Genomic DNA, 21,342 nt, shown 5'->3' with positions numbered 1-21,342 from the left:
GGAGCGCAGCATGAAAGCTTTCACCCAGCACACCGGTCTTGTCGCGCCTTTGGATCGTGCCAACGTCGACACCGATCAGATCATTCCCAAGCAGTTCCTCAAGTCGATCAAGCGCACCGGTTTTGGTCCGAACCTGTTCGACGAGTGGCGCTACCTGGATGTCGGCCAGCCGTACCAGGACAACTCCAAGCGTCCGCTGAACAAGGACTTCGTGCTCAACGCCGAGCGCTACCAGGGCGCCAGCGTGCTGCTGGCCCGGGAAAACTTCGGCTGCGGCTCCAGCCGTGAGCACGCGCCCTGGGCGTTGGAAGAGTATGGTTTTCGCAGCATCATCGCGCCGAGCTACGCTGACATCTTCTTCAACAACAGCTTCAAGAACGGCCTGCTGCCGATCATCCTCAGCGACGCTGAAGTCGATGAGTTGTTCCAGCAGGTCGAGGCCAACCCGGGCTACCAGTTGCAGATCGACTTGCAGGCCCAGACCGTGACCCGTCCCGATGGCAAGGTGTTGAAGTTTGAGATCGACGCGTTCCGCAAGCATTGCCTGCTCAACGGCCTGGACGATATCGGCCTGACCTTGCAGGACGGCGATGCGATTGCCGCCTTCGAGGCCAAGCATCGTGCCAGCCAGCCGTGGTTGTTTCGCGACGCCTGATCGGCGTTAAAGTAACGCGCTAATCGCCAGCCGGCTCGCTCTGGCAGGGCAGTAAGCACAACCTGCAGGGGCGAGCTTTTTGCTCGCCAAAGCCGCCAGATAAATATCCATGGCGCGTTTGAAATTCGAGCCAGCGCTTCGTTCTCTACGGGTGGACGAGGCAGCAGGCCAGGCAGCAGCATTTTTCCGGGCGTGCCAACCAGCACACCGACAGAGCAAATGAGGAAAGCATGAGCAAGCAGATTCTGATTCTCCCAGGTGACGGTATTGGCCCGGAAATCATGGCCGAGGCGGTCAAGGTGCTGGAGCTGGCCAACGACAAGTACAGCCTGGGCTTCGAGCTGAGCCATGACGTGATCGGTGGCGCGGCCATCGACAAGCACGGCGTGCCGCTGGCCGACGAGACCCTGGATCGTGCCCGGGCTGCCGACGCGGTGTTGCTGGGCGCCGTGGGCGGCCCGAAATGGGACAAGATCGAGCGTGATATCCGTCCTGAGCGCGGCCTGCTGAAGATTCGTGCGCAGTTGGGCCTGTTCGGCAACCTGCGTCCGGCGATCCTCTATCCGCAACTGGCCGATGCCTCCAGCCTCAAGCCGGAAATCGTCTCTGGCCTGGATATCCTCATCGTTCGCGAGCTGACCGGCGGTATCTATTTCGGCGCGCCACGTGGCACCCGCGAGCTGGAGAACGGCGAGCGCCAGTCCTACGACACCCTGCCGTACAGCGAGAGCGAAATCCGTCGCATCGCCCGCGTCGGCTTCGACATGGCCCGCGTGCGCGGCAAGAAACTCTGCTCGGTGGACAAGGCCAACGTCCTGGCGTCCAGCCAGCTGTGGCGCGAAGTGGTCGAGCAGGTGGCCAAGGATTACCCGGATGTCGAACTGAGCCACATGTACGTCGACAACGCCGCCATGCAACTGGTGCGTGCGCCGAAGCAATTCGACGTGATCGTCACCGACAACATGTTCGGCGATATTCTTTCCGACGAAGCGTCGATGCTCACCGGTTCCATCGGCATGCTGCCGTCGGCCTCGCTGGATGCCAATAACAAGGGCATGTACGAGCCATGCCACGGTTCGGCGCCGGACATCGCCGGGCAGGGCATCGCCAACCCGCTGGCGACCATTCTGTCGGTGTCGATGATGCTGCGTTACAGCTTCAACCTGAACGATGCGGCGGATGCCATCGAGAAGGCCGTGAGCCTGGTACTGGACCAGGGATTGCGCACTGGCGACATCTGGTCGGCCGGTTGCACCAAGGTGGGTACGCAGGAAATGGGCGATGCAGTAGTCGCCGCGCTGCGGAATCTGTAATCTTTCGGGCCCACCGCTCAGACGGTGGCCCACTTTTGTATAGGTGTAGTTGCGATGAAACGTGTAGGTCTGATCGGTTGGCGCGGTATGGTCGGTTCCGTGCTCATGCAGCGGATGCTGGAAGAGCAAGACTTCGATCTTATCGAGCCGGTGTTTTTCACCACTTCCAATGTCGGTGGCCAAGGCCCGTCCGTGGGCAAGGACATTGCTCCGCTCAAGGACGCTTACAGCATTGAAGAGCTGAAGACCCTCGACGTGATTCTGACCTGCCAGGGTGGCGACTACACCAGCGAAGTCTTCCCCAAACTGCGCGAAGCCGGCTGGCAGGGTTACTGGATCGATGCCGCTTCCAGCCTGCGCATGCAGGACGACGCGGTGATCATTCTCGATCCGGTGAACCGCAAGGTCATCGACCAGCAGCTGGATTCCGGCACCAAGAACTATATCGGCGGCAACTGCACCGTCAGCCTGATGCTGATGGGCCTGGGCGGCCTGTTCGAAGCCGGGCTGGTGGAGTGGATGAGCGCCATGACCTATCAGGCGGCCTCCGGCGCCGGTGCGCAGAACATGCGCGAACTGATCAAACAGATGGGCGCGACCCATGCGGCCGTGGCGGATGACCTGGCCAACCCGGCCAGCGCCATTCTCGACATCGACCGCAAGGTCGCCGAAGCCATGCGCAGCGATGCCTACCCGACCGAGAACTTCGGCGTGCCGCTGGCCGGCAGCCTGATCCCGTGGATCGACAAGGAACTGCCGAACGGCCAGAGCCGCGAAGAGTGGAAGGCCCAGGCCGAGACCAACAAGATCCTCGGTCGCTTCAAGAGCCCGATCCCGGTCGATGGCATCTGCGTGCGCATCGGCGCCATGCGTTGCCACAGCCAGGCGCTGACCATCAAGCTGAACAAGGACGTGCCGATCGCCGATATCGAAGGGCTGATCAGCCAGCACAACCCTTGGGTCAAGCTGGTACCGAACCAGCGCGACATCAGCATGCAGGAGCTGAGCCCGACCAAGGTCACCGGCACCCTGAACATCCCGGTGGGCCGTCTGCGCAAGCTGAACATGGGCTCGCAGTTCCTCGGCGCGTTCACTGTCGGCGACCAGTTGCTGTGGGGCGCCGCCGAACCGCTGCGCCGCATGCTGCGGATCCTGCTCGAGCGTTGATTCTGTGATGTGTTGAACGAGCCCGCGTCTTGCAAAAGGTGCGGGCTTTTTCATTGCGGGGCAGGCCTGGGGCTGCCGGGGCGAGCCAGCTCGCCATAAGCCTCGCAACCCCCATTGAATTGCCTCGTCCCCAAGCGCCGGGTAAAGTGCCGCTCCCCCCGTTTCGCCAGAGGTAGCTCCATGAACCAGTCCTTCGATATCGCCGTGATCGGTGCCACCGGTACTGTCGGCGAAACCCTCGTCCAGATTCTCGAAGAGCGCGATTTCCCCATTGCCAACCTGCACTTGCTGGCCAGCAGCGAGTCGGCGGGGAGCTCGGTGCCGTTTCGGGGCAAGAATGTGCGCGTACGCGAGGTCGATGAGTTCGATTTCAGCAAGGTCCAGCTGGCGTTTTTCGCGGCCGGCCCGGCGGTGACCCTGAGCTTCGCTCCACGGGCCACGGCGGCCAACTGCGCGGTGATCGACTTGTCGGGCGCCTTGCCCTCGGCCCAGGCGCCCAACCTGGTACCGGAAGCCAACGAGCGCGTGCTGGCTGGCCTGAAGCAGCCTGTTCAACTGAGCAGTCCCAGCGCCGCGGCCACTTCCCTGGCAGTGGTGCTGGCGCCCTTGCAGTCGTTGTTCGATATCCAGCGGGTCAGCTTGACTGCGAGCCTGGCGGTGTCCACGCAAGGTCGTGAAGCGGTAACCGAGCTGGCGCGGCAGACCGCCGAACTGCTCAATGCGCGTCCGTTGGAGCCGCGATTCTTCGATCGGCAGATGGCATTCAACCTGTTGGCGCAGGTCGGCACGCCCGACGAGCAAGGTCATACCTTGTTGGAAAAACGTCTGGTGCGGGAGTTGCGCGAAGTGCTCGCGCAGCCTTTATTAAAGATTTCTGTCACTTGTGTTCAAGCCCCGGTGTTTTTTGGCGATAGCTATAGCGTGACTCTGCAGTCAGCCACTGCGATCGACCTGGATGCGGTCAATGCCGCGCTCGAGGCGGCGCCGGGTATCGAGTTGGTCGAGGCGGGTGATTATCCGACCGCGGTCGGCGATGCGGTGGGGCAGGATGTGGTCTACGTTGGTCGGGTACGCGCGGGGATCGACGACCCGGCGGAACTTAATCTCTGGCTGACGTCAGATAACGTACGCAAAGGGGCCGCGCTCAACGCGGTGCAGCTGGCGGAGTTATTGATAAAAGACCTTCTGTAAAAGATACTTGGCAACAATTTGCAGAATGATTCTAGCTGGGCGCTATGCTTGGCTGGTTGCTGGAGGTGAGCTGCTGTCGTGGGCTTCCAAGGCATGCAGACATAATCGCGCGAAGCGGCCCTCCAGGGTCGCGCGCAATGCCTTACGGCAGCAGCTACAACACCTTCTCGCTGGCCGAGGAATGTTCAAACAAAGGATGAGGCTATGGTTCAAGTTCGCAAACTGGTGTTAGCAATAGCGGCCGCGTCGGCGCTGTCCTCCGGTATGGCGCATGCGCTTGGGCTCGGGGAGCTGACCCTGAAGTCGACTCTGAACCAGCCGCTGGTTGCAGAAATCGAGTTGCTGGACGTCAAGGATCTCACCGCTACCGAAGTGGTGCCGAGCCTGGCCTCGCCTGAAGATTTCGCCAAGGCCGGCGTCGATCGCCAGGCCTTTCTCAACGACCTGAGCTTTACGCCGGTGCTCAATGCCAACGGCAAGAGCGTGCTTCGAGTCACTTCGAGCCAGCCGCTCTCCGAGCCGATGGTCAAGTTCCTGGTGCAGGTGATGTGGCCCAACGGCCGCCTGCTGCGCGATTACAGCGTGCTGCTCGATCCTTCCAAGTTTTCCCCGCAAACCGCTGAAGCCGCCGGGCAATCCGCGGCGGCGCAGACTCCAGCGGTTGCAGCGCCGGTTACCGGCGCCAGCAAGCCTGCTCAATACACCACCTCGGCCCGTGACACGCTCTGGGAAATTGCGGCCAAGGCGCGCAATGGCGGCTCGGTCCAGCAAACCATGCTGGCGATCCAGGCGCTGAATCCGGATGCCTTCATCGATGGCAACATCAACCGACTGAAAACCGGGCAGGTGCTTCGCTTGCCTGACGCTGCGCAGAGCACTAGCCTGCCGCAGCCACAAGCGATCGCCGAGGTCGCGGCGCAGAATACGGCGTGGCGCCAGGGGCGTCGTCTGGCGCCGCGTGGGGCCCAGCAGCAACTGGACGGCACCCGCCGCGCCGGTGCGGACAAGGCGCCCGCACAAGGCGCGGTCAAGGATAATCTGAGCCTGGTGTCTGCCGAATCGGGCAAGGCGCGGGGCAAGGGTGCGGCGGGCGACAGCCAGGCATTGAGCAACAAGCTGGCGGTGACCCAGGAAAGCCTTGATTCGGCCCGGCGTGACAATGCCGAGTTGAAAAGCCGCATGGCGGACCTGCAAAGCCAGCTGGACAAGCTGCAACGCCTGATCGAATTGAAGAACGACCAGTTGGCCAAATTGCAGGCGGAAACCGCAGGGGGCGTGGCGCCAGCGCCAGCTGCCGCGGCGATGCCGGCTCAGTTGGCTGAGCAGCCGGCGACCCCGGCGGCGCCAGTGACCGATCCTGGGGCAGCTCCAGGCGAGGCTCCAGCTGAGGCGGCACCGGCCCAGGCGCAAGCGCCGGCCTCCGACGAAGACAAGTTCAACGAGTTGCTGACCAACCCGATCCTCCTGGGGCTGGCAGGTGGCGGGGCAGTGCTGGTGCTGCTGCTATTGCTGTTGCTGGCTCGTCGCCGCAAGGCACAGCAGGAGGCGGAAAAGCATCTGCGCATGGCTCGCGCCCTGTCCGAAGAGTCCGAGTTGTCCAAGGACCTGGATCTGCCGGAAAGCAGCTTCGAAGGTCTTGAAGTTCCGCCGCCGAGCGTCAAGCTCGCTCCAGCTCCAGCTCCAGCTCCAGCTCCAGCACCGGTCGTGGCGCCTGTGGTGGTCGCGGCGCCAGTGGTTGCCGCAGGCGAGCACTCGGACGATGTGCTGGATCAGGCTCAGTCCCATATCAATGGTGGTCGCCTTAACCAGGCGGCAGCCATCCTGGAGGAGGCCGTCAAGCTGGAGCCGCAGCGTAGCGAGTTGCGCTTGAAGTTGATGGAAGTCTACGGTCACCAGGGCGATCGCAGCGCCTTTGTGGCTCAGGAGCGCCAGCTGGTGGCCAATGGCAAGAATTACGCTGAAGTCGAACAGCTGAAAAGCCGTTTCCCGACAATGGCTGCGGTGGCTGCTGGCCTCGGCGCTGCTGCGGCAGCGGCGGCGCTGGATGCTCAATACGTCAAGGAGTTGTTGCTCGATGAGCCGCAGGAACCTGTGCCTGCACCGGCTGTAGACGAGCTGGATACCGATTTCGATCTGAGCCTGGACGATCTGGAGGCGGCCTCTGCGGATGCTCCGGCCGTTCCTGCTCCAGTTGAGCCCGAGCTGGATGAATTCCCTCTGGACGATGACCTGAGTTTCGAATCGGTACTGCAGCAGCAAACCGAAGCCAAGGAGAGCCTGGACGATCTGTCGGATTTCGATCTGGATCTGGGTGAGGATCTTCCTGCCGCGGCGCAAGCCGATGAGGATTTCCTTCTCAGCCTGGATGACGACCTGAAGGATCTGCCGGCTGTCGAAGTGCCTACGGTGACTGAAGCTGCGCTTGATGATCTTGAGTTGCCCGCGGATTTCGACTTGTCCCTGGCTGACGAGATGGATGCGCAGCCCGATGCCAAGGATGCTTTCGCTTCCGAGCTGGATGATGTCAACGCCGAGCTGGATCGCTTGTCGCAAAGCCTCGAGCAACCAGCGCTGGCCGAGCCGACGTTTACCGCGGAAGACGCTGCGGGCAGCGCCGACGAAGGGGATTTCGATTTCCTCTCCGGAACCGACGAAGTCGCAACCAAGCTCGATCTGGCCCAGGCTTACATCGACATGGGCGATAACGATGGCGCGCGAGACATTCTCGGCGAAGTCATCAGCGAAGGTAACGACGGCCAGAAAAGCGAAGCCAAGGAAATGCTCGCACGCCTGGCCTGAGTCAGCGATAGAAACAAAAAACGGCAGCCATCGAGGCTGCCGTTTTTGTTTTCGCGGTGCAGGCGGCTGTGCTGTCAGGCCAGCAGGTCTTCATAAAACGCACCGAATGGCCGGGTGGGGTGGGCGATCTGGATTTCCAGAATCCACAGGCCGACGTTGGGGCATGCCTCGAAGTTGCCCAGGTCTCCCGCTCGATAAATGGCATGGGGGAAGTCGCTGACCCGATGTCCCTTGATCTCCAGATTCAAGACCCAGCCCATGGCGCTTGCCTGCTCTTGGGCGTAGCGATAAAGGGCGGGGCCCGCGACCTTGTGTTCGTGCCAGTGATCGCGAACCCGCTCGAACAGGGTTTGGGCGGCAGCGGCGCAGGCGTGCATCTCAGGATCGTCGCCGGTGACGAAGGTGGCGCCGCAATCGCCTTCATGGCGGTCCCAGACCACGCCGAGATCGATAAAGAAAATGTCGTTGTTACCCAGCTCCGGATCGCCTTCGGAGCGTTGCTTGAAGGTTTTCAGGGTGTTTTCGCCAAAGCGGACCAGCGCCGGGTGCCAGATCCGGTCCATGCCCAGCTCTGCAAGGACCTCCAGGCTCAGCGCGCGAGCCTGGGATTCAAGCATGCCTGGCCGGATGCGCGCGGCTATCTGGGTGATGGCTTCCCAGGTCTTGCGCTTGGCATGGAGCATGCCTTGCAGGCTATAGGCGAGGCCGACGGCCTCCTTGTCGATGGCGCTCATGAATCGGCTCCCGGTCGGATGAATGTATGTTTATCGCTATATATTTATCTATATAGCGTTTGTCGTGGTTTTTACGCAATCGCGTTGCCGGCTTGCGGCTACGTAATGAGTAAACCGCAACTAAAAGGCGGCCCCGCATGGCGTCTGCTTTCGCGCGCCTTATAATGGCTGCCTTTGCGCACATCAGCAGGCTGTAAGTTCTTGGCAAATATAGATAACGCGGCCGCCGAAATGGCGGCCGCAGGCTTTTTCAGAATCGCATTGGGTGTCGAATACAAGGGCTCGCGTTATCGCGGCTGGCAGCGTCAGGCTTCTGGTGTCCCGAGTGTCCAGGAAACCCTCGAGAAGGCGTTGTCCAGAGTGGCAGATTCGCCGGTGCTGCTGTCTTGCGCCGGGCGTACCGACGCTGGCGTGCATGCCTGCGGGCAAGTGGTGCACTTCGATACCCAGGCCGAGCGTTCGATGAAGGCGTGGGTGATGGGGGCCAATATCAATTTGCCCCACGACATCAGCGTGAGCTGGGCCAAGGTCATGCCGGCGCATTTTCATGCGCGGTTCAAGGCGATTGCCCGCCGCTATCGCTATGTGATCTACAACGATCAGATCCGCCCGGCGCACCTGAACGAGGAAATCACCTGGAATCATCGCCCGCTGGATGTCGAGCGGATGGCCGAGGCTGCCCAGCATCTGGTGGGTACCCACGATTTCAGTGCATTCCGTGCTGGGCAGTGCCAGGCCAAGTCGCCGATCAAGGAAATCCATCATCTGCGGGTCACTCGGCACGGCAAGATGATTGTCCTGGATATCCGCGCCAGTGCGTTCCTGCATCACATGGTGCGCAATATTGCCGGAGTGCTGATGACCATCGGCTCAGGCGAGCGTCCGATCGAATGGGCCAGGGAAGTATTGGAAAGCCGGATTCGCCGTACGGGCGGGGTCACGGCGCATCCCTTCGGGCTTTATCTGGTGCAGGTCGAGTACCACGATGAGTTCGAATTGCCCGAGCGATACATTGGGCCACATTTCCTCACCGGCTTCTCGGAACTTGACGGCTGACGCCCGGAAAAGCATTTGCTACCATCCGGGACTTTCCCCGGATTTGCCCTGAGGTTTAAACGACATGTCAGCCGTTCGCAGCAAAATTTGTGGGATTACCCGCATTGAGGATGCGCTGGCGGCGGTCGAGGCCGGGGCCGATGCCATCGGGCTGGTGTTTTATGCCAAGAGCCCCCGGGCGGTGAATGTGCAGCAGGCGCGGGCGATCATTGCCGCGCTGCCGCCGTTCGTGACCACTGTGGGCTTGTTCGTCAATGCCAGCCGCTGCGAGCTGGGCGAGATCCTCGATGCAGTGCCGCTCGACCTGTTGCAGTTTCATGGCGACGAAACGCCGGCGGACTGCGAGGGTTATCACCGGCCTTACATCAAGGCGCTGCGGGTCAAGGCGGGTGACGATATTGCCGGCAGCTGTGCGGCTTACGCGCGGGCCAGCGGCATCCTGCTCGACACCTATGTCGAGGGGGTGCCGGGTGGAACCGGCGAAGCCTTCGATTGGTCACTTGTACCACAGGGTTTGAGCAAGCCGATCATCCTCGCCGGTGGCTTGTCCGCCGAGAATGTCGGCCAGGCGATCGCGCAGGTTCGCCCGTACGCGGTCGATGTCAGCGGTGGGGTGGAGCAGAGCAAGGGCATCAAGGACCACGCAAAGATTCGCGCATTTATGCAGGCCGTTCGCGGCAGCTGTTAGTCGATGTGACGGCTGGCAGTCTGCCGCCGTCCATAACACCACTGTACAAAACAGGCCGGCACCGTCGCTGGGCGGGCCGAAATCGAAGTGGCAATCGCTCTATCCGGGGGTTGCCGGGATGGCTGAGGAGCCGTTCGGTACAGGCAGGTCAAGCACGTGCTGACCGCGGTAGCGAACAGATCATCGCCGTATACATGAATTTAGCTCAAGGGCATACGCGGGGCCGCGAACCAGAGCGTTCGGGCCGCCGGTACTGGAGAAAGAAAGCATGAGCAACTGGTTAGTAGACAAACTGATCCCTTCGATCATGCGTTCCGAGGTGAAGAAAAGCTCGGTGCCCGAAGGTCTGTGGCACAAATGCCCATCCTGCGAGGCAGTGCTGTATCGTCCGGAGCTGGAAAAGACCCTGGACGTCTGCCCCAAGTGCAACCATCACATGCGTATCGGCGCTCGCGCCCGCATCGACATTTTCCTCGACGCTGAAGGCCGTGCCGAACTGGGTGCCGACCTGGAGCCGGTGGATCGTCTGAAGTTCCGCGACGGCAAGAAGTACAAGGATCGCTTGACCGCGGCCCAGAAGCAGACCGGTGAAAAGGACGCGTTGATTTCCATGAGCGGTACCCTGCTGGGTATGCCGGTGGTGGTGTCGGCGTTTGAATTTTCCTTCATGGGCGGCTCCATGGGCGCCATCGTCGGCGAGCGTTTTGTACGTGCTGCCAACTATGCGCTGGAAAAGCGTTGCCCCATGGTCTGTTTCTCCGCTTCCGGCGGCGCGCGGATGCAGGAAGCGCTGATCTCCCTGATGCAAATGGCCAAGACTTCCGCGGTATTGGCGCGTCTGCGTGAAGAAGGGCTGCCCTTTGTTTCCGTATTGACCGACCCGGTCTATGGCGGCGTTTCCGCCAGTCTGGCGATGCTGGGCGATGTGATTGTCGCCGAGCCCAAGGCCCTGGTCGGTTTCGCCGGTCCTCGCGTGATCGAGCAGACCGTGCGCGAAAAGCTGCCGGAAGGTTTCCAGCGCAGCGAGTTCCTGCTGGAGCATGGCGCCATCGATATGATCATCCCGCGCCAGGAACTGCGTCCGCGCCTGGGTAACCTGCTGGCCCAACTGATGGGCTTGCCAACGCCTGAATTCGTGGCCGCGCCGGTCGAGGCGATCGTGGTGCCGCCGGTGCCAGCAAACATATGACCGAGCGTACCCTTGGCGACTGGCTTGCCTACCTCGAGCAGTTGCATCCGTCAGCCATCGATATGGGGCTGGAGCGCTCGCAGGAAGTAGCGTCCCGCATGGGATTGGGCAAGCTGGCGCCTCGGGTCATCACCGTGACCGGGACCAACGGCAAGGGTTCTACCTGTGCGTTCGTGGCGTCCTTGCTGCGGGCCCAGGGGCTGAAGGTCGGTGTCTACAACTCTCCCCATCTGTTGCGTTACAACGAGCGGGTACAGATCGATGGCGTCGAAGCCAGCGATGCCTCGTTGTGCGAGGCCTTTGCCGCGGTCGAGGCGGCGCGCGGCGAAATCTCCCTGACCTATTTCGAGATGGGTACCTTGGCGGCCTTCTGGTTGTTCCAGCGTGCCAATCTCGATGCCGTGGTGCTGGAAGTCGGCCTGGGCGGACGCCTGGATGCGGTCAATCTGGTGGATGCCGATGTAGCGCTGGTTACCAGTATCGGCGTCGACCACGCCGATTATCTGGGCGATACCCGTGAATCCGTGGCTTTCGAGAAAGCCGGTATTTTCCGTCAGGGTGCGCCGGCACTCTGTGGCGACCTGAATCCTCCTCAACCCCTGCTGGATAAGGCGCGTGAGCTGAACTGCGGCTTTTTCCTGCGTGGTCGTGATTTCGATCTGGGAATTACCGACGAGAACTGGCAGTGGCGTGGGCTCGATACGCAGGGCAATGCCGTCGAGTTGCGTGACTTGCCGTTGCTCGATCTGCCTATGGAAAACGCCGCGCTGGCCCTGCAGGCCTATTTGCTGCTCGGGCTGCCTTGGCAGGCCGAGCGCATTGCCGAAGCCTTGCGACAGACGCGGGTGGTCGGGCGTCTGGATCGTCGTCAGTTCGAATGGCAGGGCAAGCGCCTGAACCTGTTGCTGGATGTCGGGCACAACCCGCATGCCGCGGAGTATCTGGCCGAGCGCCTGATGCGTCGGCCGGTGGTGGGCAAGCGCCTGGCGGTATTTGGCCTGTTGGCGGACAAGGACCTGGAGGGCGTGGTTGCGCCCCTGCACTGCTGTGTCGAGCAATGGGCGGTTGCGCCCCTGGATTCTTCGCGCGCACGTCCTGTTGCTGACCTGCAGGCTGCACTGGAGAACCTTGGGGCTTCGGTAGCGTCCTATGAGAGTGTCGCTGCTGCGCTGGAAGGGCAGTGTGCGCAGGCTACGGCCGAAGACGAGATTCTGCTGTTCGGATCTTTTTATTGTGTTGCCGAGGCGCTCGAGTGGCTTGCCCGGCGCTCCACGGAGGAAGCTGCACATGGCTATGCTGGATAACGTCTACAAGCAGCGAATGGTTGGGGCTCTGGTTCTGGTGGCGTTGGCGGTGATTTTTCTGCCGATGCTGTTTTCCCGTGAAGATGAGCAGCGGCACGTCAATGTCGAGGCGCCAGCAGTGCCTCAGGCGCCAGCTGTAACCCAGCTACAGGTCGAGCCTGTGATCGTGCCCGAGCCGCAGGCGCTGCCACAAGAGCCGGTACCCAGTGATGAAGAGGTGGCCCAGCAGGCTGCGCCTTCCATGCCGATTGCTCCAAATACCCCGGCTGCTCCTCCGGCCCCGGTGACGCCGCCAGTCGCCGCGAGCAAGCCAGTAGCACCGTCGGCGCCGGTAGCCAAGCCGGCTGCTCCTGCGCAGCCGATTGCCGCAGCGCCAGCCAAGCCTGGTGCAACCCCGAGTCGTGTCGATGCAAATGGCCTGTCGGTCAGTTGGTCCGTACAGTTGGCCAGCCTGTCCAGTCGGGAAAGTGCTGAAAACCTGCAGAAAACCCTGCGTAGCCAGGGTTACAACGCCTATATCCGTTCCGCCGATGGCAAGAACCGGGTGTTTGTCGGTCCGTTGATCGAGCGGGCCGAGGCAGATCGTCTGCGTGACTTGCTGAGCCGCCAGCAGAACCTCAAGGGTTTTGTCGTACGCTTCCAGCCTGAGCGCGGTTAAGGCTATCGCCTTGATTTGCAAAGCGCATTGAATCTCAGCTTACCGACGGCCATGCGCTCTGGTAAAATGCGCCGCCTTATCCGTCTGTAGGCTGCACTGTGCCATTTACCTGGGTTGACTGGGCGATCGTTGCAATCATCGCCATCTCTGCTTTGATCAGTTTGAGTCGCGGCTTCGTCAAAGAAGCGCTGTCGCTGCTTACCTGGATCGTCGCAGGAGTCGTCGCCTGGATGTTTGGTGGCTCCCTGTCCGAATACCTCGGCGGATATATCGAAACTCCCTCGGCTCGCGTGATTGCGGGCTGTGCCATCATGTTTGTCGCCACCTTGCTGGTAGGCGCAATGATCAACTTTCTTATCGGTGAATTGATTCGCGTGACCGGCCTTTCCGGAACCGATCGATTCCTGGGCATGGCCTTCGGCGCGGCGCGTGGCGCGTTGCTGGTGGTCGTGGCAGTCGGGCTGTTGAGCCTGGGACCGGTACAACAGGATTCCTGGTGGCAGCAGTCGCGACTGCTGCCACAATTTCTATTGGTTGCAGACTGGTCAAAAAACCTCATATTGGGGTGGAGCAGTCAGTGGCTGGCCAGCGGTATCAGCGTACCCGCTGAAATACCGTTCAAGGAACAACTCTTACCGGCCAAAACGCCTCAGTAAGATGTGTTCAGTTCAGTTTCATTAAGTAGGGGTTGCGTCGCATGTGTGGCATCGTCGGTATCGTCGGTAAGTCGAACGTCAATCAGGCGCTGTATGACGCGCTAACCGTCCTCCAGCACCGCGGCCAGGACGCTGCCGGTATCGTGACCAGCCATGATGGCCGGTTATTCCTGCGCAAGGACAACGGCCTGGTCCGTGACGTTTTCCATCAACGGCACATGCAGCGCCTGGTCGGCCACATGGGTATTGGCCATGTGCGTTATCCGACCGCTGGTAGCTCGACTTCGGCCGAAGCTCAACCGTTTTACGTCAACTCGCCTTACGGCATTACCCTGGCGCATAACGGTAACCTGACCAATGTTGAACAGCTGGCCAAGGAGATCTACGAATCTGACTTGCGCCACGTCAACACCAATTCCGATTCGGAAGTCCTGCTCAACGTGTTCGCTCACGAGCTGGCCCAGCGCGGCAAGCTGCAACCGACCGAAGAAGACGTATTCGCCGCCGTGACTGACGTGCACAACCGTTGCGTTGGCGGTTACGCGGTGGTGGCCATGGTCACCGGTTATGGCATCGTCGGCTTCCGCGATCCCCATGGCATTCGCCCGATCGTCTTCGGTCAGCGTCACACCGACGAGGGCGTCGAATACATGATCGCTTCCGAAAGCGTATCCCTGGATGTGCTGGGCTTCACCCTGATTCGCGACCTGGCGCCAGGCGAAGCGGTCTACATCACCGAAGACGGCAAGCTGCACACTCGTCAGTGCGCGACCAATCCAAAGCTGACCCCGTGCATCTTCGAACACGTCTACCTGGCGCGTCCGGACTCGATCATCGACGGTGTATCGGTGTACAAGGCGCGTCTGCGCATGGGCGAGAAGCTGGCAGAGAAGATCCTGCGCGAGCGTCCGGATCATGATATCGACGTGGTCATCCCGATTCCAGATACCAGCCGTACCGCGGCGCTGGAGCTGGCGAACCACCTGGGCGTCAAGTTCCGCGAAGGCTTCGTGAAGAACCGCTACATCGGCCGGACCTTCATCATGCCGGGCCAGGCCGCGCGGAAAAAATCCGTGCGCCAGAAGCTCAATGCAATCGAGCTGGAATTCCGTGGCAAGAACGTGATGCTGGTGGATGACTCGATCGTTCGCGGCACTACTTGCAAGCAGATCATCCAGATGGCCCGCGAAGCCGGCGCGAAGAACGTCTACTTCTGCTCCGCGGCGCCGGCCGTGCGATTCCCGAACGTATACGGCATCGACATGCCGAGCGCTCACGAACTGATCGCACACAATCGTTCGACTCAGGATGTGGCCGATCTGATCGGCGCCGATTGGCTGATCTATCAGGATCTGCCCGATCTGATCGAGGCGGTCGGTGGCGGCAAGATCAAGATCGAGAACTTCGACTGCGCGGTGTTCGATGGCAAATATGTCACTGGCGATGTCGACGAGGCCTATTTGAACAAGATCGAAAACGCACGCAACGATGCCTCCAAGGCCAAGACCCAGGCAGTCAGTGCGATCATCGATCTGTACAACAACTGATTTAGAGCATTAGAAGACATATAAGGAGTAGGCGGCATGAGTCAGGATTGGGATGCCGGTCGGCTGGACAGCGACCTTGATGGCGTAGCTTTCGATACCCTGGCCGTGCGCGCCGGCCAACACCGTACCCCGGAAGGGGAGCATGGTGATCCGATGTTCTTCACCTCCAGCTATGTGTTCCGTACGGCTGCCGATGCGGCCGCGCGGTTCGCCGGCGAGGTGCCGGGCAATGTCTATTCCCGCTACACCAACCCGACCGTGCGCGCGTTCGAAGAGCGCATCGCCGCCTTGGAAGGCGCCGAACAGGCGGTGGCCACGGCCACTGGCATGGCGGCCATTCTCTCGGTGGTCATGAGTTTGTGCAGCGCGGGGGATCATGTACTGGTTTCGCGCAGTGTGTTCGGCTCGACCATCAGCCTGTTCGAAAAGTATTTCAAGCGCTTCGGTATCGAGGTCGATTACGTGCCCCTGGCGGACCTGTCCGGTTGGGAAGCGGCAATCAAGGCCAATACCAAGCTGCTGTTCGTTGAATCGCCATCCAACCCGCTCGCCGAGCTGGTGGATATCGCTGCATTGTCCGAAATCGCCCACGCCAAGGGCGCGATGCTGGTAGTCGACAACTGTTTCTGCACCCCGGCGCTGCAGCAGCCGCTGAAGCTGGGCGCGGACGTGGTGGTGCATTCGGCAACCAAGTTCATCGACGGCCAGGGTCGTTGCATGGGCGGGGTGGTCGCTGGTCGCAGCGAGCAAATGAAGGAAGTAGTGGGCTTCCTGCGCACCGCGGGGCCGACTCTGAGTCCGTTCAACGCGTGGATTTTCCTCAAGGGCCTCGAAACCCTCAACCTGCGCATGCGCGCCCACTGTGCCAATGCCCAAGCCCTGGCCGAATGGCTGGAGCAGCAGGACGGCATCGAGAAGGTGCACTACGCTGGCCTGCCAAGCCATCCGCAATATGAGCTGGCCAAGCGTCAGCAGCGTGGCTTCGGTGCAGTGGTGAGTTTCGAGGTCAAGGGCGGCAAGGAAGGCGCCTGGCGCTTTATCGATGCCACTCGCTTGATCTCCATTACCGCCAACCTGGGCGACAGCAAGACCACCATCACGCACCCGAGCACCACCTCTCACGGCCGTCTGGCACCACAAGAGCGTGAAGCGGCAGGCATCCGCGACAGCCTGATTCGTATTGCTGTCGGTCTCGAGGATGTGGTGGACCTGCAAGCCGACCTGGCGCGCGGGCTGGCAGCCTTGTGATCGAGTTGTCCGAGCAGCAGAGCATTGCCAATGGTCGTGTGGCGCTGGTCACCGGCGCAGCCCGCGGTATCGGCCTGGGCATTGCTGCCTGGTTGATCAGCGAAGGCTGGCAAGTGGTGCTGACTGACCTGGACCGCGTGCGCGGCTCCCAGGTAGCCAAGGTCCTGGGTGATAGCGCCTGGTTTATCGGCATGGATGTGGCGGACGAAGCGCAGGTCACTCTGGGTGTCGCCGAGGTGCTGGGGCAGTTCGGACGTCTCGATGCGCTGGTGTGCAATGCAGCGGTCGCTGATCCGCGCAATATCACGCTGGAAAGCCTCGACCTGGCTCACTGGAATCGGGTGCTGGCGGTGAATCTCAGTGGTCCGATGCTCCTGGCCAAACACTGTGCTCCGTATCTGCGCGCTCATGGCGGAGCCATCGTCAATCTGGCGTCTACCCGCGCCCGGCAATCGGAGCCGGACACCGAAGCCTATGCGGCGAGCAAGGGCGGCCTGCTGGCCTTGACCCACGCATTGGCCATGAGTTTGGGGCCGGAAGTCCGGGTCAATGCCGTCAGTCCGGGCTGGATCGACGCCCGGGATCCGGCGGCTCGCCGGGCTGAGCCACTGAGTGATGCCGATCATGCCCAGCATCCGGCGGGCAGGGTCGGGACGGTCGAAGATGTGGCGGCGATGGTGGCGTGGTTGTTGTCGAAGAACTCCGGTTTTGTCACTGGCCAGGAGTTTGTGGTCGACGGTGGCATGAGCAAGAAAATGATTTATCGCGATTGATGGCATGTAAGGGGAGGGCAGCGAGGGTGACTTGAAGTCGCCGTCGTTGTTGCTCCCTTGCAAGCTTTGTCGTGATTTTGTCTTTTTCAGAAAAACTTCAAGCAGGGTATTGACTTAGCATCGGTATCTGCGTAAATTTCGCGGCCTCAACGAAGCAAAGGGTGATTAGCTCAGCCGGGAGAGCATCTGCCTTACAAGCAGAGGGTCGGCGGTTCGATCCCGTCATCACCCACCACTTCTTGAGTGTTTTTCGAAAGAAAGGCGGAGGCTTCCACGGAAGCATCCAACCGACGCGCAGCGGTAGTTCAGTCGGTTAGAATACCGGCCTGTCACGCCGGGGGTCGCGGGTTCGAGTCCCGTCCGCTGCGCCATATTTTCCAGATCAGGCATGCCTGGTCTGAGATTGAAAAGCCTCGAAGCTTTCCAGTCAGACGATTTAAACGGTTCACATGGACGCAAGTCCAAGCGATACGCAGCGGTAGTTCAGTCGGTTAGAATACCGGCCTGTCACGCCGGGGGTCGCGGGTTCGAGTCCCGTCCGCTGCGCCATATCTACTTGGGGGAACACTGAACGCCTTCAAGTGACGAAGAAGCCAAGGGCTCTTCGGATCGATAGCAAAGACCCTGGTCGAAAGACCGGGGTTTTTTGTTTCTGGAGTAGGGCTTTTCCTCGATGCCGTAGATAGTCGATATTTCCTCTATCAAAGAAAGCCAAAAAAACCGCCCGAGTGGCGGTTTTTTTATTTTGGGGGATTTGGCTAATCAGAGCCCGAGTTTATCCCGCAGGCTGTAATACCAGGCACCCAGCGCGGTGAATGGGGTGCGCAACAGCTGGCCGCCAGGGAAGGGGTAGTGCGGTAGCTCGGCAAAGGCGTCAAAACGCTCTGCCTGGCCTCGTAGCGCCTCTGCCAATACCTTGCCGGCCAAATGGGTGTAAGTGACGCCATGGCCGCTGCAGCCCTGGGAGTAGTAAATATTGTCACCCAGGCGTCCGACTTGTGGCAGGCGCGACAGGGTCAGCAGGAAGTTGCCGGTCCAGGCGTAATCGATCTTTACATCCTTGAGTTGTGGGAAGGCCTTGAGCATCTTCGGTCGGATGATCGCTTCGATGTTCGCAGGGTCGCGCGCGCCATAGACCACGCCGCCGCCGAAGATAAGGCGCTTGTCTGCGGAAAGGCGGTAATAGTCCAGCAGATAGTTGCAGTCCTCGACACAGTAGTCCTTGGGGAGAAGGCTTTTTGCCAACTCATCGCTCAGCGGTTCGGTGGTGATGACTTGGGTGCCGCACGGCATCGACTTGGCGGCCAGTTCCGGCACCAGGTTGCCCAGATAGGCGTTGCCCGCGACTATGACGAACTTGGCCCTGACTTGGCCTTGGGGAGTGTGTATCACCGGATTGGCGCCACGTTCGATGCGTACCGCGGGGGATTGTTCGTAGATAACTCCGCCCAGGGACTCCACAGCCGCTGCTTCGCCCAATGCCAGGTTGAGCGGATGGATGTGCCCTCCGCTCATGTCGAGCATGCCGCCCTGATACAGGTCACAGGCGACGACTTCACGAATGCGGCGCTGGTCCAGCAATTCCAGCTCGGTGTGGCCGTAGCGCTCCCACAGGCGCTTCTGTGACTCCAGATGGCCCATCTGTTTGCTGGTGATGGCAGCGAACACGCCACCATTCTTCAAATCGCATTGGATTTGATACTTGGCGACGCGCTCGCGAATAATCCTGCCGCCTTCGAAGGCCATCTGGCCGAGTAGTTGAGCCTGCTTGGGGCCGACGCTGCGCTCAATTACGTCAATGTCGCGGCTATAGCTGTTGACGATCTGCCCGCCGTTGCGCCCGGAGGCGCCAAAGCCAACCTTGGCTGCTTCCAGGACAGTGACTCGAAAGCCGTTCTCAAGCAGGAACAGGGCGCTGGAGAGGCCGGTATAACCGGCGCCGATTACACAGACATCGGTTTCCACATTATCTTGCAGTGGCGGGCGGACGGGAGCGGCGTTGGCTGACGCTGCGTAATACGATTGTGGGTAAGGAGTGTTCGCCATCCTGCAACCTCTGTTTAATATTCTTGACGATTGTGCCGATCCTACCTGAGTTGAAAAACCCCTACCAGCCAACAAAAAATCTTCTTGCTGGGCCCGAAAATAAAAAATTCGCATATTCAGAGAGTTAGCTGCAAAAAAGGTGTTGACACCCCTCCGGAATTCCGTAGAATGCCGCCTCACAGCAGGCACGTAGCTCAGTTGGTTAGAGCACCACCTTGACATGGTGGGGGTCGTTGGTTCGAGTCCAATCGCGCCTACCAAACAAAATCCGCTCTGCTGGGCGGTGTGAGGGGGAATCCGAAAGGGTTCCCCTTTTTCTTTGCCTAAGAAAACGTTCACAAACTATAGGCTCCGTTCACACAAGGCAATGTGAACGTGCATTCATGCCTTGCCTCTGTTCACACAAACAATTGTGAACGACTCTCCCTAACCTCTTGATACGTATGGTCTGAGCACTTTCTTGTCTAGGTGGTGGTACGTTCGCAAGCTCACTCCCTTGCCCATTGTTCGTGCCTCACAAGGGCAGGCTAGCTAACCAACTGAGCTACGTGCCGGCATTCCTCAGCGCCTATCGGCATGAACGCCAGCAGACCAACCCTGTGTTGATTTTTACAGACACGGCTATGTCTATGGTTTGAGGTTGTAGGTCAGCAGGTCGAGGGGGAGGGCAGGGGGTATGGGGTGGGGCTTCCTTCTTATGCAATGCCCCTTCTGAATTTCTGCTAGAAATTAAATTGTGTTTTATTGACAGCCATTCATATCCAAACCAACCTTTGAACCTTCTGTAATTGCTAATGGATTTGGCATGGAAATAGTTAGTAGCGCCATTGTATTTCTGATAGTAAACGCCTTTTTTCATGCGAGCGCCTCAGATAGATTTTCGTTGATTAGGCTGGCTCGTGAGGGAGGGCTTAATCCACCACCTACGCTACCTCCACAAGAACAACTGCTGACTATTTTGAGTTATCTTATCTCTCCGATAGCAGGTGTAATAGCAGTGGTTGTTGGTACAGAAGGTTATAATTTCGTAGTGTGGCTTCCTGCTGTTATTTGTTGGTATGTCGGATTTCAGGTTTTTAGGAGAGTTTCTAATCCTAAGCTAAAGGCACTGATGTGCAGTTGGGGTGTTGTGATTGTCCCCTTCTTATTATGGGTTATGATAATTAGGGTGTCCTAGGTGGCTTGACTTTTATTCTGTAGTTAGCTATAAAGCGCGTTCAGGCAAACGGGCCTAGTCAGATAGCAATGTGAGTTGCGACCTTGACCAACCGTATGTCCCTTAAAGGGGGCGACACAATGTGAGTAGTGTTAGGGCGAACCTTGAATGGTGTAGTTCTCTCATAAAAGCTTAGTGTTCCGCGCCGGTGGATTGTAAACAGGCCCGCTACATACGGCGTAATGTATGTTCCATATCCAGACTTGGGATAGTTAAGTCGGGCAGGTTACTGGTAGCTGAACTATCAGGCACAGCAGGCGTAAGCCCCTGTGAAGAACGGCCAGTGTGGCAACGCATTGAGCACCCCAAAGGGGCATCTAGGAATTTCCTAGAATCGAGCGTAATGCTCACTATGCCCTAGCTACGTCTAATGCTCACCATGGTCATTAGTGTTAGAAGTCAATGCCTCTCACCTCTATAAATAAATAATTCTATTAGACAGCGCTCATTCTACGAATGTCAGTGGCCCATTCTTCAGCAATCTTAGCTTCAACCGCAATGTGATGTTCTACATCTAGCTTGCGGGGTCTACCTACTGGTCTGGTTACGCCAGTTAGCTTAAGCATCTCCTTAACGGCTGACACATTTCCATTGATTAGTTCCTGCTTCAATATCTCCACTGACTTATCAAACCAGTAGAGTCGATGTTCTTCTTTCCATCCTAAGGACTCTGCTTGTGAGTCTAGCGCTGTAAGGCTGACTCCTAGCTTTTCTGCTAGATCAGCATGGGAGAATGTCTCAATGTAATCTTTCTTTTGTTTGTCCGTAATATCCATTGTGTTCTCTTGTTTTATTAAAGGGGAGTAATGGGCTTTCAGCAGGAGTCACTGCGTGACAGCAGAAGCAAGAGCACGCCACGTAGTGGCATACGCAATAAAGAAGATCAAGAGCAAATATACTGGTAGGTAGTCCGCTTTTGATTCTCTCTTTTAATGCGTGCTCTTTGTCGGCTGTGCCGACGTTGCTTTTGCTTTTAAACTCATGAGTGGTAATCTAGAGTTCTAGGTGCCTTGCTAGTTAAATCTTGGTGAGAATACCTAGTAAGCTATACAAATTGTGCAATTTCTCTTAAGGAGTCTTTAAGGAAAAGTGCACAAAATAT

17 protein-coding genes and 4 tRNA genes are annotated in these 21,342 nt (G+C 59.3%); 18 read left to right on the top strand and 3 right to left on the bottom strand.

The features are described 5' to 3' along the window. Positions 1-10 precede the first annotated feature (10 nt). The 5 genes from leuD (at position 11) to BLV20_RS15245 (ending at position 7,125) form a co-directional block, all read left to right on the top strand. Positions 11-655 (top strand): 3-isopropylmalate dehydratase small subunit, encoded by a 645-nt coding sequence (leuD, locus tag BLV20_RS15265; RefSeq protein WP_007921993.1) that lies wholly within the window; start codon positions 11-13, stop codon positions 653-655. A 230-nt stretch (positions 656-885) separates the two neighbouring features. Beyond that, complete coding sequence (gene leuB, locus BLV20_RS15260) at positions 886-1,968, top strand: 3-isopropylmalate dehydrogenase (protein ID WP_092302792.1); 1,083 nt, start codon at positions 886-888, stop codon at positions 1,966-1,968. A 54-nt stretch (positions 1,969-2,022) separates the two neighbouring features. Next, positions 2,023-3,135: an aspartate-semialdehyde dehydrogenase gene (asd, locus tag BLV20_RS15255; RefSeq protein WP_007921989.1), complete on the top strand. Its 1,113-nt coding sequence runs from the start codon at positions 2,023-2,025 to the stop codon at positions 3,133-3,135. Positions 3,136-3,315: 180 nt separating this feature from the next. After that, on the top strand, positions 3,316-4,326 hold the full coding sequence (locus tag BLV20_RS15250) for an aspartate-semialdehyde dehydrogenase (RefSeq protein ID WP_092302790.1): 1,011 nt from the start codon (positions 3,316-3,318) through the stop codon (positions 4,324-4,326). 204 nt (positions 4,327-4,530) lie between these two features. Further along, positions 4,531-7,125: a motility hub landmark protein FimV gene (locus tag BLV20_RS15245; RefSeq protein ID WP_092302788.1), complete on the top strand. Its 2,595-nt coding sequence runs from the start codon at positions 4,531-4,533 to the stop codon at positions 7,123-7,125. Positions 7,126-7,199: 74 nt separating this feature from the next. On the opposite strand, the gene BLV20_RS15240 is transcribed toward BLV20_RS15245, so the two are convergent. Beyond that, a complete protein-coding gene (locus tag BLV20_RS15240) occupies positions 7,200-7,859 on the bottom strand; it encodes a M24 family metallopeptidase (RefSeq protein ID WP_092302787.1) in 660 nt (219 codons plus the stop codon). Positions 7,860-8,090: 231 nt separating this feature from the next. Between BLV20_RS15240 and truA the strand changes: the two genes are divergently transcribed. From truA to BLV20_RS15180, 12 genes are all read left to right on the top strand, one after another. Continuing rightward, on the top strand, positions 8,091-8,915 hold the full coding sequence (gene truA, locus BLV20_RS15235) for a tRNA pseudouridine(38-40) synthase TruA (RefSeq protein WP_175540212.1): 825 nt from the start codon (positions 8,091-8,093) through the stop codon (positions 8,913-8,915). A 64-nt stretch (positions 8,916-8,979) separates the two neighbouring features. Continuing rightward, positions 8,980-9,603, top strand: a complete 624-nt coding sequence (locus BLV20_RS15230; RefSeq protein ID WP_092302783.1) for a phosphoribosylanthranilate isomerase — start codon at positions 8,980-8,982, stop codon at positions 9,601-9,603. A gap of 268 nt (positions 9,604-9,871) precedes the next feature. Then, a complete protein-coding gene (gene accD / locus BLV20_RS15225) occupies positions 9,872-10,792 on the top strand; it encodes an acetyl-CoA carboxylase, carboxyltransferase subunit beta (RefSeq protein ID WP_092302781.1) in 921 nt (306 codons plus the stop codon). Beyond that, entirely contained in the window at positions 10,789-12,096 is a 1,308-nt protein-coding gene (gene folC / locus BLV20_RS15220) for a bifunctional tetrahydrofolate synthase/dihydrofolate synthase (RefSeq protein WP_092302779.1), read from the top strand. The genes accD and folC overlap by 4 nt, the downstream gene beginning before the upstream one ends. Then, positions 12,080-12,754 carry an SPOR domain-containing protein gene (locus BLV20_RS15215; RefSeq protein WP_092302777.1) on the top strand — a complete coding sequence of 225 codons (675 nt, stop codon included), beginning with the start codon at positions 12,080-12,082 and terminating at the stop codon, positions 12,752-12,754. The genes folC and BLV20_RS15215 overlap by 17 nt, the downstream gene beginning before the upstream one ends. 98 nt (positions 12,755-12,852) lie before the next feature. Continuing rightward, on the top strand, positions 12,853-13,410 hold the full coding sequence (locus tag BLV20_RS15210; RefSeq protein ID WP_092302775.1) for a CvpA family protein: 558 nt from the start codon (positions 12,853-12,855) through the stop codon (positions 13,408-13,410). 41 nt (positions 13,411-13,451) lie between these two features. Continuing rightward, on the top strand, positions 13,452-14,957 hold the full coding sequence (purF, locus tag BLV20_RS15205) for an amidophosphoribosyltransferase (RefSeq protein WP_007921973.1): 1,506 nt from the start codon (positions 13,452-13,454) through the stop codon (positions 14,955-14,957). Between the two features lie 36 nt (positions 14,958-14,993). Further along, positions 14,994-16,205: an O-succinylhomoserine sulfhydrylase gene (locus BLV20_RS15200; protein ID WP_092302773.1), complete on the top strand. Its 1,212-nt coding sequence runs from the start codon at positions 14,994-14,996 to the stop codon at positions 16,203-16,205. Beyond that, positions 16,202-16,978: an SDR family oxidoreductase gene (locus tag BLV20_RS15195; RefSeq protein ID WP_092302771.1), complete on the top strand. Its 777-nt coding sequence runs from the start codon at positions 16,202-16,204 to the stop codon at positions 16,976-16,978. The genes BLV20_RS15200 and BLV20_RS15195 overlap by 4 nt, the downstream gene beginning before the upstream one ends. Positions 16,979-17,137: 159 nt before the next feature. Beyond that, a tRNA-Val gene (locus BLV20_RS15190) sits at positions 17,138-17,213 on the top strand. Positions 17,214-17,272: 59 nt separating this feature from the next. Beyond that, positions 17,273-17,349, top strand: a tRNA-Asp gene (locus tag BLV20_RS15185). Between the two features lie 101 nt (positions 17,350-17,450). Then, positions 17,451-17,527: transfer RNA gene (locus tag BLV20_RS15180), tRNA-Asp, on the top strand. Between the two features lie 213 nt (positions 17,528-17,740). Here the strand turns inward: BLV20_RS15180 and BLV20_RS15175 are convergent. Further along, the gene (locus BLV20_RS15175) at positions 17,741-19,024 is read right to left on the bottom strand and encodes an NAD(P)/FAD-dependent oxidoreductase (protein WP_175540205.1); all 1,284 of its coding nucleotides are present in this window, start codon (positions 19,022-19,024) and stop codon (positions 17,741-17,743) included. 183 nt (positions 19,025-19,207) lie between these two features. On the opposite strand from BLV20_RS15175, the gene BLV20_RS15170 reads away from it, so the two are divergent. Further along, positions 19,208-19,284, top strand: a tRNA-Val gene (locus tag BLV20_RS15170). Between the two features lie 1,390 nt (positions 19,285-20,674). Here BLV20_RS15170 and BLV20_RS15165 read toward each other — a convergent pair. Beyond that, on the bottom strand, positions 20,675-21,016 hold the full coding sequence (locus tag BLV20_RS15165; RefSeq protein WP_092302767.1) for a hypothetical protein: 342 nt from the start codon (positions 21,014-21,016) through the stop codon (positions 20,675-20,677). Between the last annotated feature and the right edge of the window lie 326 nt (positions 21,017-21,342).

Origin of the sequence: Pseudomonas sp. NFIX28, from assembly GCF_900107395.1 — a bacterium.
Classification (GTDB): domain Bacteria; phylum Pseudomonadota; class Gammaproteobacteria; order Pseudomonadales; family Pseudomonadaceae; genus Aquipseudomonas.
This window is presented reverse-complemented; position numbering and strand designations above follow the sequence as displayed.

Excerpts from the sequence above, each read along its gene's own strand:
- BLV20_RS15215 (WP_092302777.1), top strand. The coding sequence starts at position 12,080 with ATGGCTATGCTGGATAACGTCTACAAGCAGCGAATGGTTGGGGCTCTG.
- BLV20_RS15200 (WP_092302773.1), top strand. The coding sequence starts at position 14,994 with ATGAGTCAGGATTGGGATGCCGGTCGGCTGGACAGCGACCTTGATGGC.
- BLV20_RS15250 (WP_092302790.1), top strand. The coding sequence starts at position 3,316 with ATGAACCAGTCCTTCGATATCGCCGTGATCGGTGCCACCGGTACTGTC.
- BLV20_RS15175 (WP_175540205.1), bottom strand. The coding sequence starts at position 19,024 with ATGGCGAACACTCCTTACCCACAATCGTATTACGCAGCGTCAGCCAAC.
- BLV20_RS15245 (WP_092302788.1), top strand. The coding sequence starts at position 4,531 with ATGGTTCAAGTTCGCAAACTGGTGTTAGCAATAGCGGCCGCGTCGGCG.
- leuD (WP_007921993.1), top strand. The coding sequence starts at position 11 with ATGAAAGCTTTCACCCAGCACACCGGTCTTGTCGCGCCTTTGGATCGT.
- accD (WP_092302781.1), top strand. The coding sequence starts at position 9,872 with ATGAGCAACTGGTTAGTAGACAAACTGATCCCTTCGATCATGCGTTCC.
- truA (WP_175540212.1), top strand. The coding sequence starts at position 8,091 with ATGGCGGCCGCAGGCTTTTTCAGAATCGCATTGGGTGTCGAATACAAG.
- purF (WP_007921973.1), top strand. The coding sequence starts at position 13,452 with ATGTGTGGCATCGTCGGTATCGTCGGTAAGTCGAACGTCAATCAGGCG.
- BLV20_RS15240 (WP_092302787.1), bottom strand. The coding sequence starts at position 7,859 with ATGAGCGCCATCGACAAGGAGGCCGTCGGCCTCGCCTATAGCCTGCAA.
- folC (WP_092302779.1), top strand. The coding sequence starts at position 10,789 with ATGACCGAGCGTACCCTTGGCGACTGGCTTGCCTACCTCGAGCAGTTG.
- asd (WP_007921989.1), top strand. The coding sequence starts at position 2,023 with ATGAAACGTGTAGGTCTGATCGGTTGGCGCGGTATGGTCGGTTCCGTG.
- BLV20_RS15230 (WP_092302783.1), top strand. The coding sequence starts at position 8,980 with ATGTCAGCCGTTCGCAGCAAAATTTGTGGGATTACCCGCATTGAGGAT.
- BLV20_RS15165 (WP_092302767.1), bottom strand. The coding sequence starts at position 21,016 with ATGGATATTACGGACAAACAAAAGAAAGATTACATTGAGACATTCTCC.
- leuB (WP_092302792.1), top strand. The coding sequence starts at position 886 with ATGAGCAAGCAGATTCTGATTCTCCCAGGTGACGGTATTGGCCCGGAA.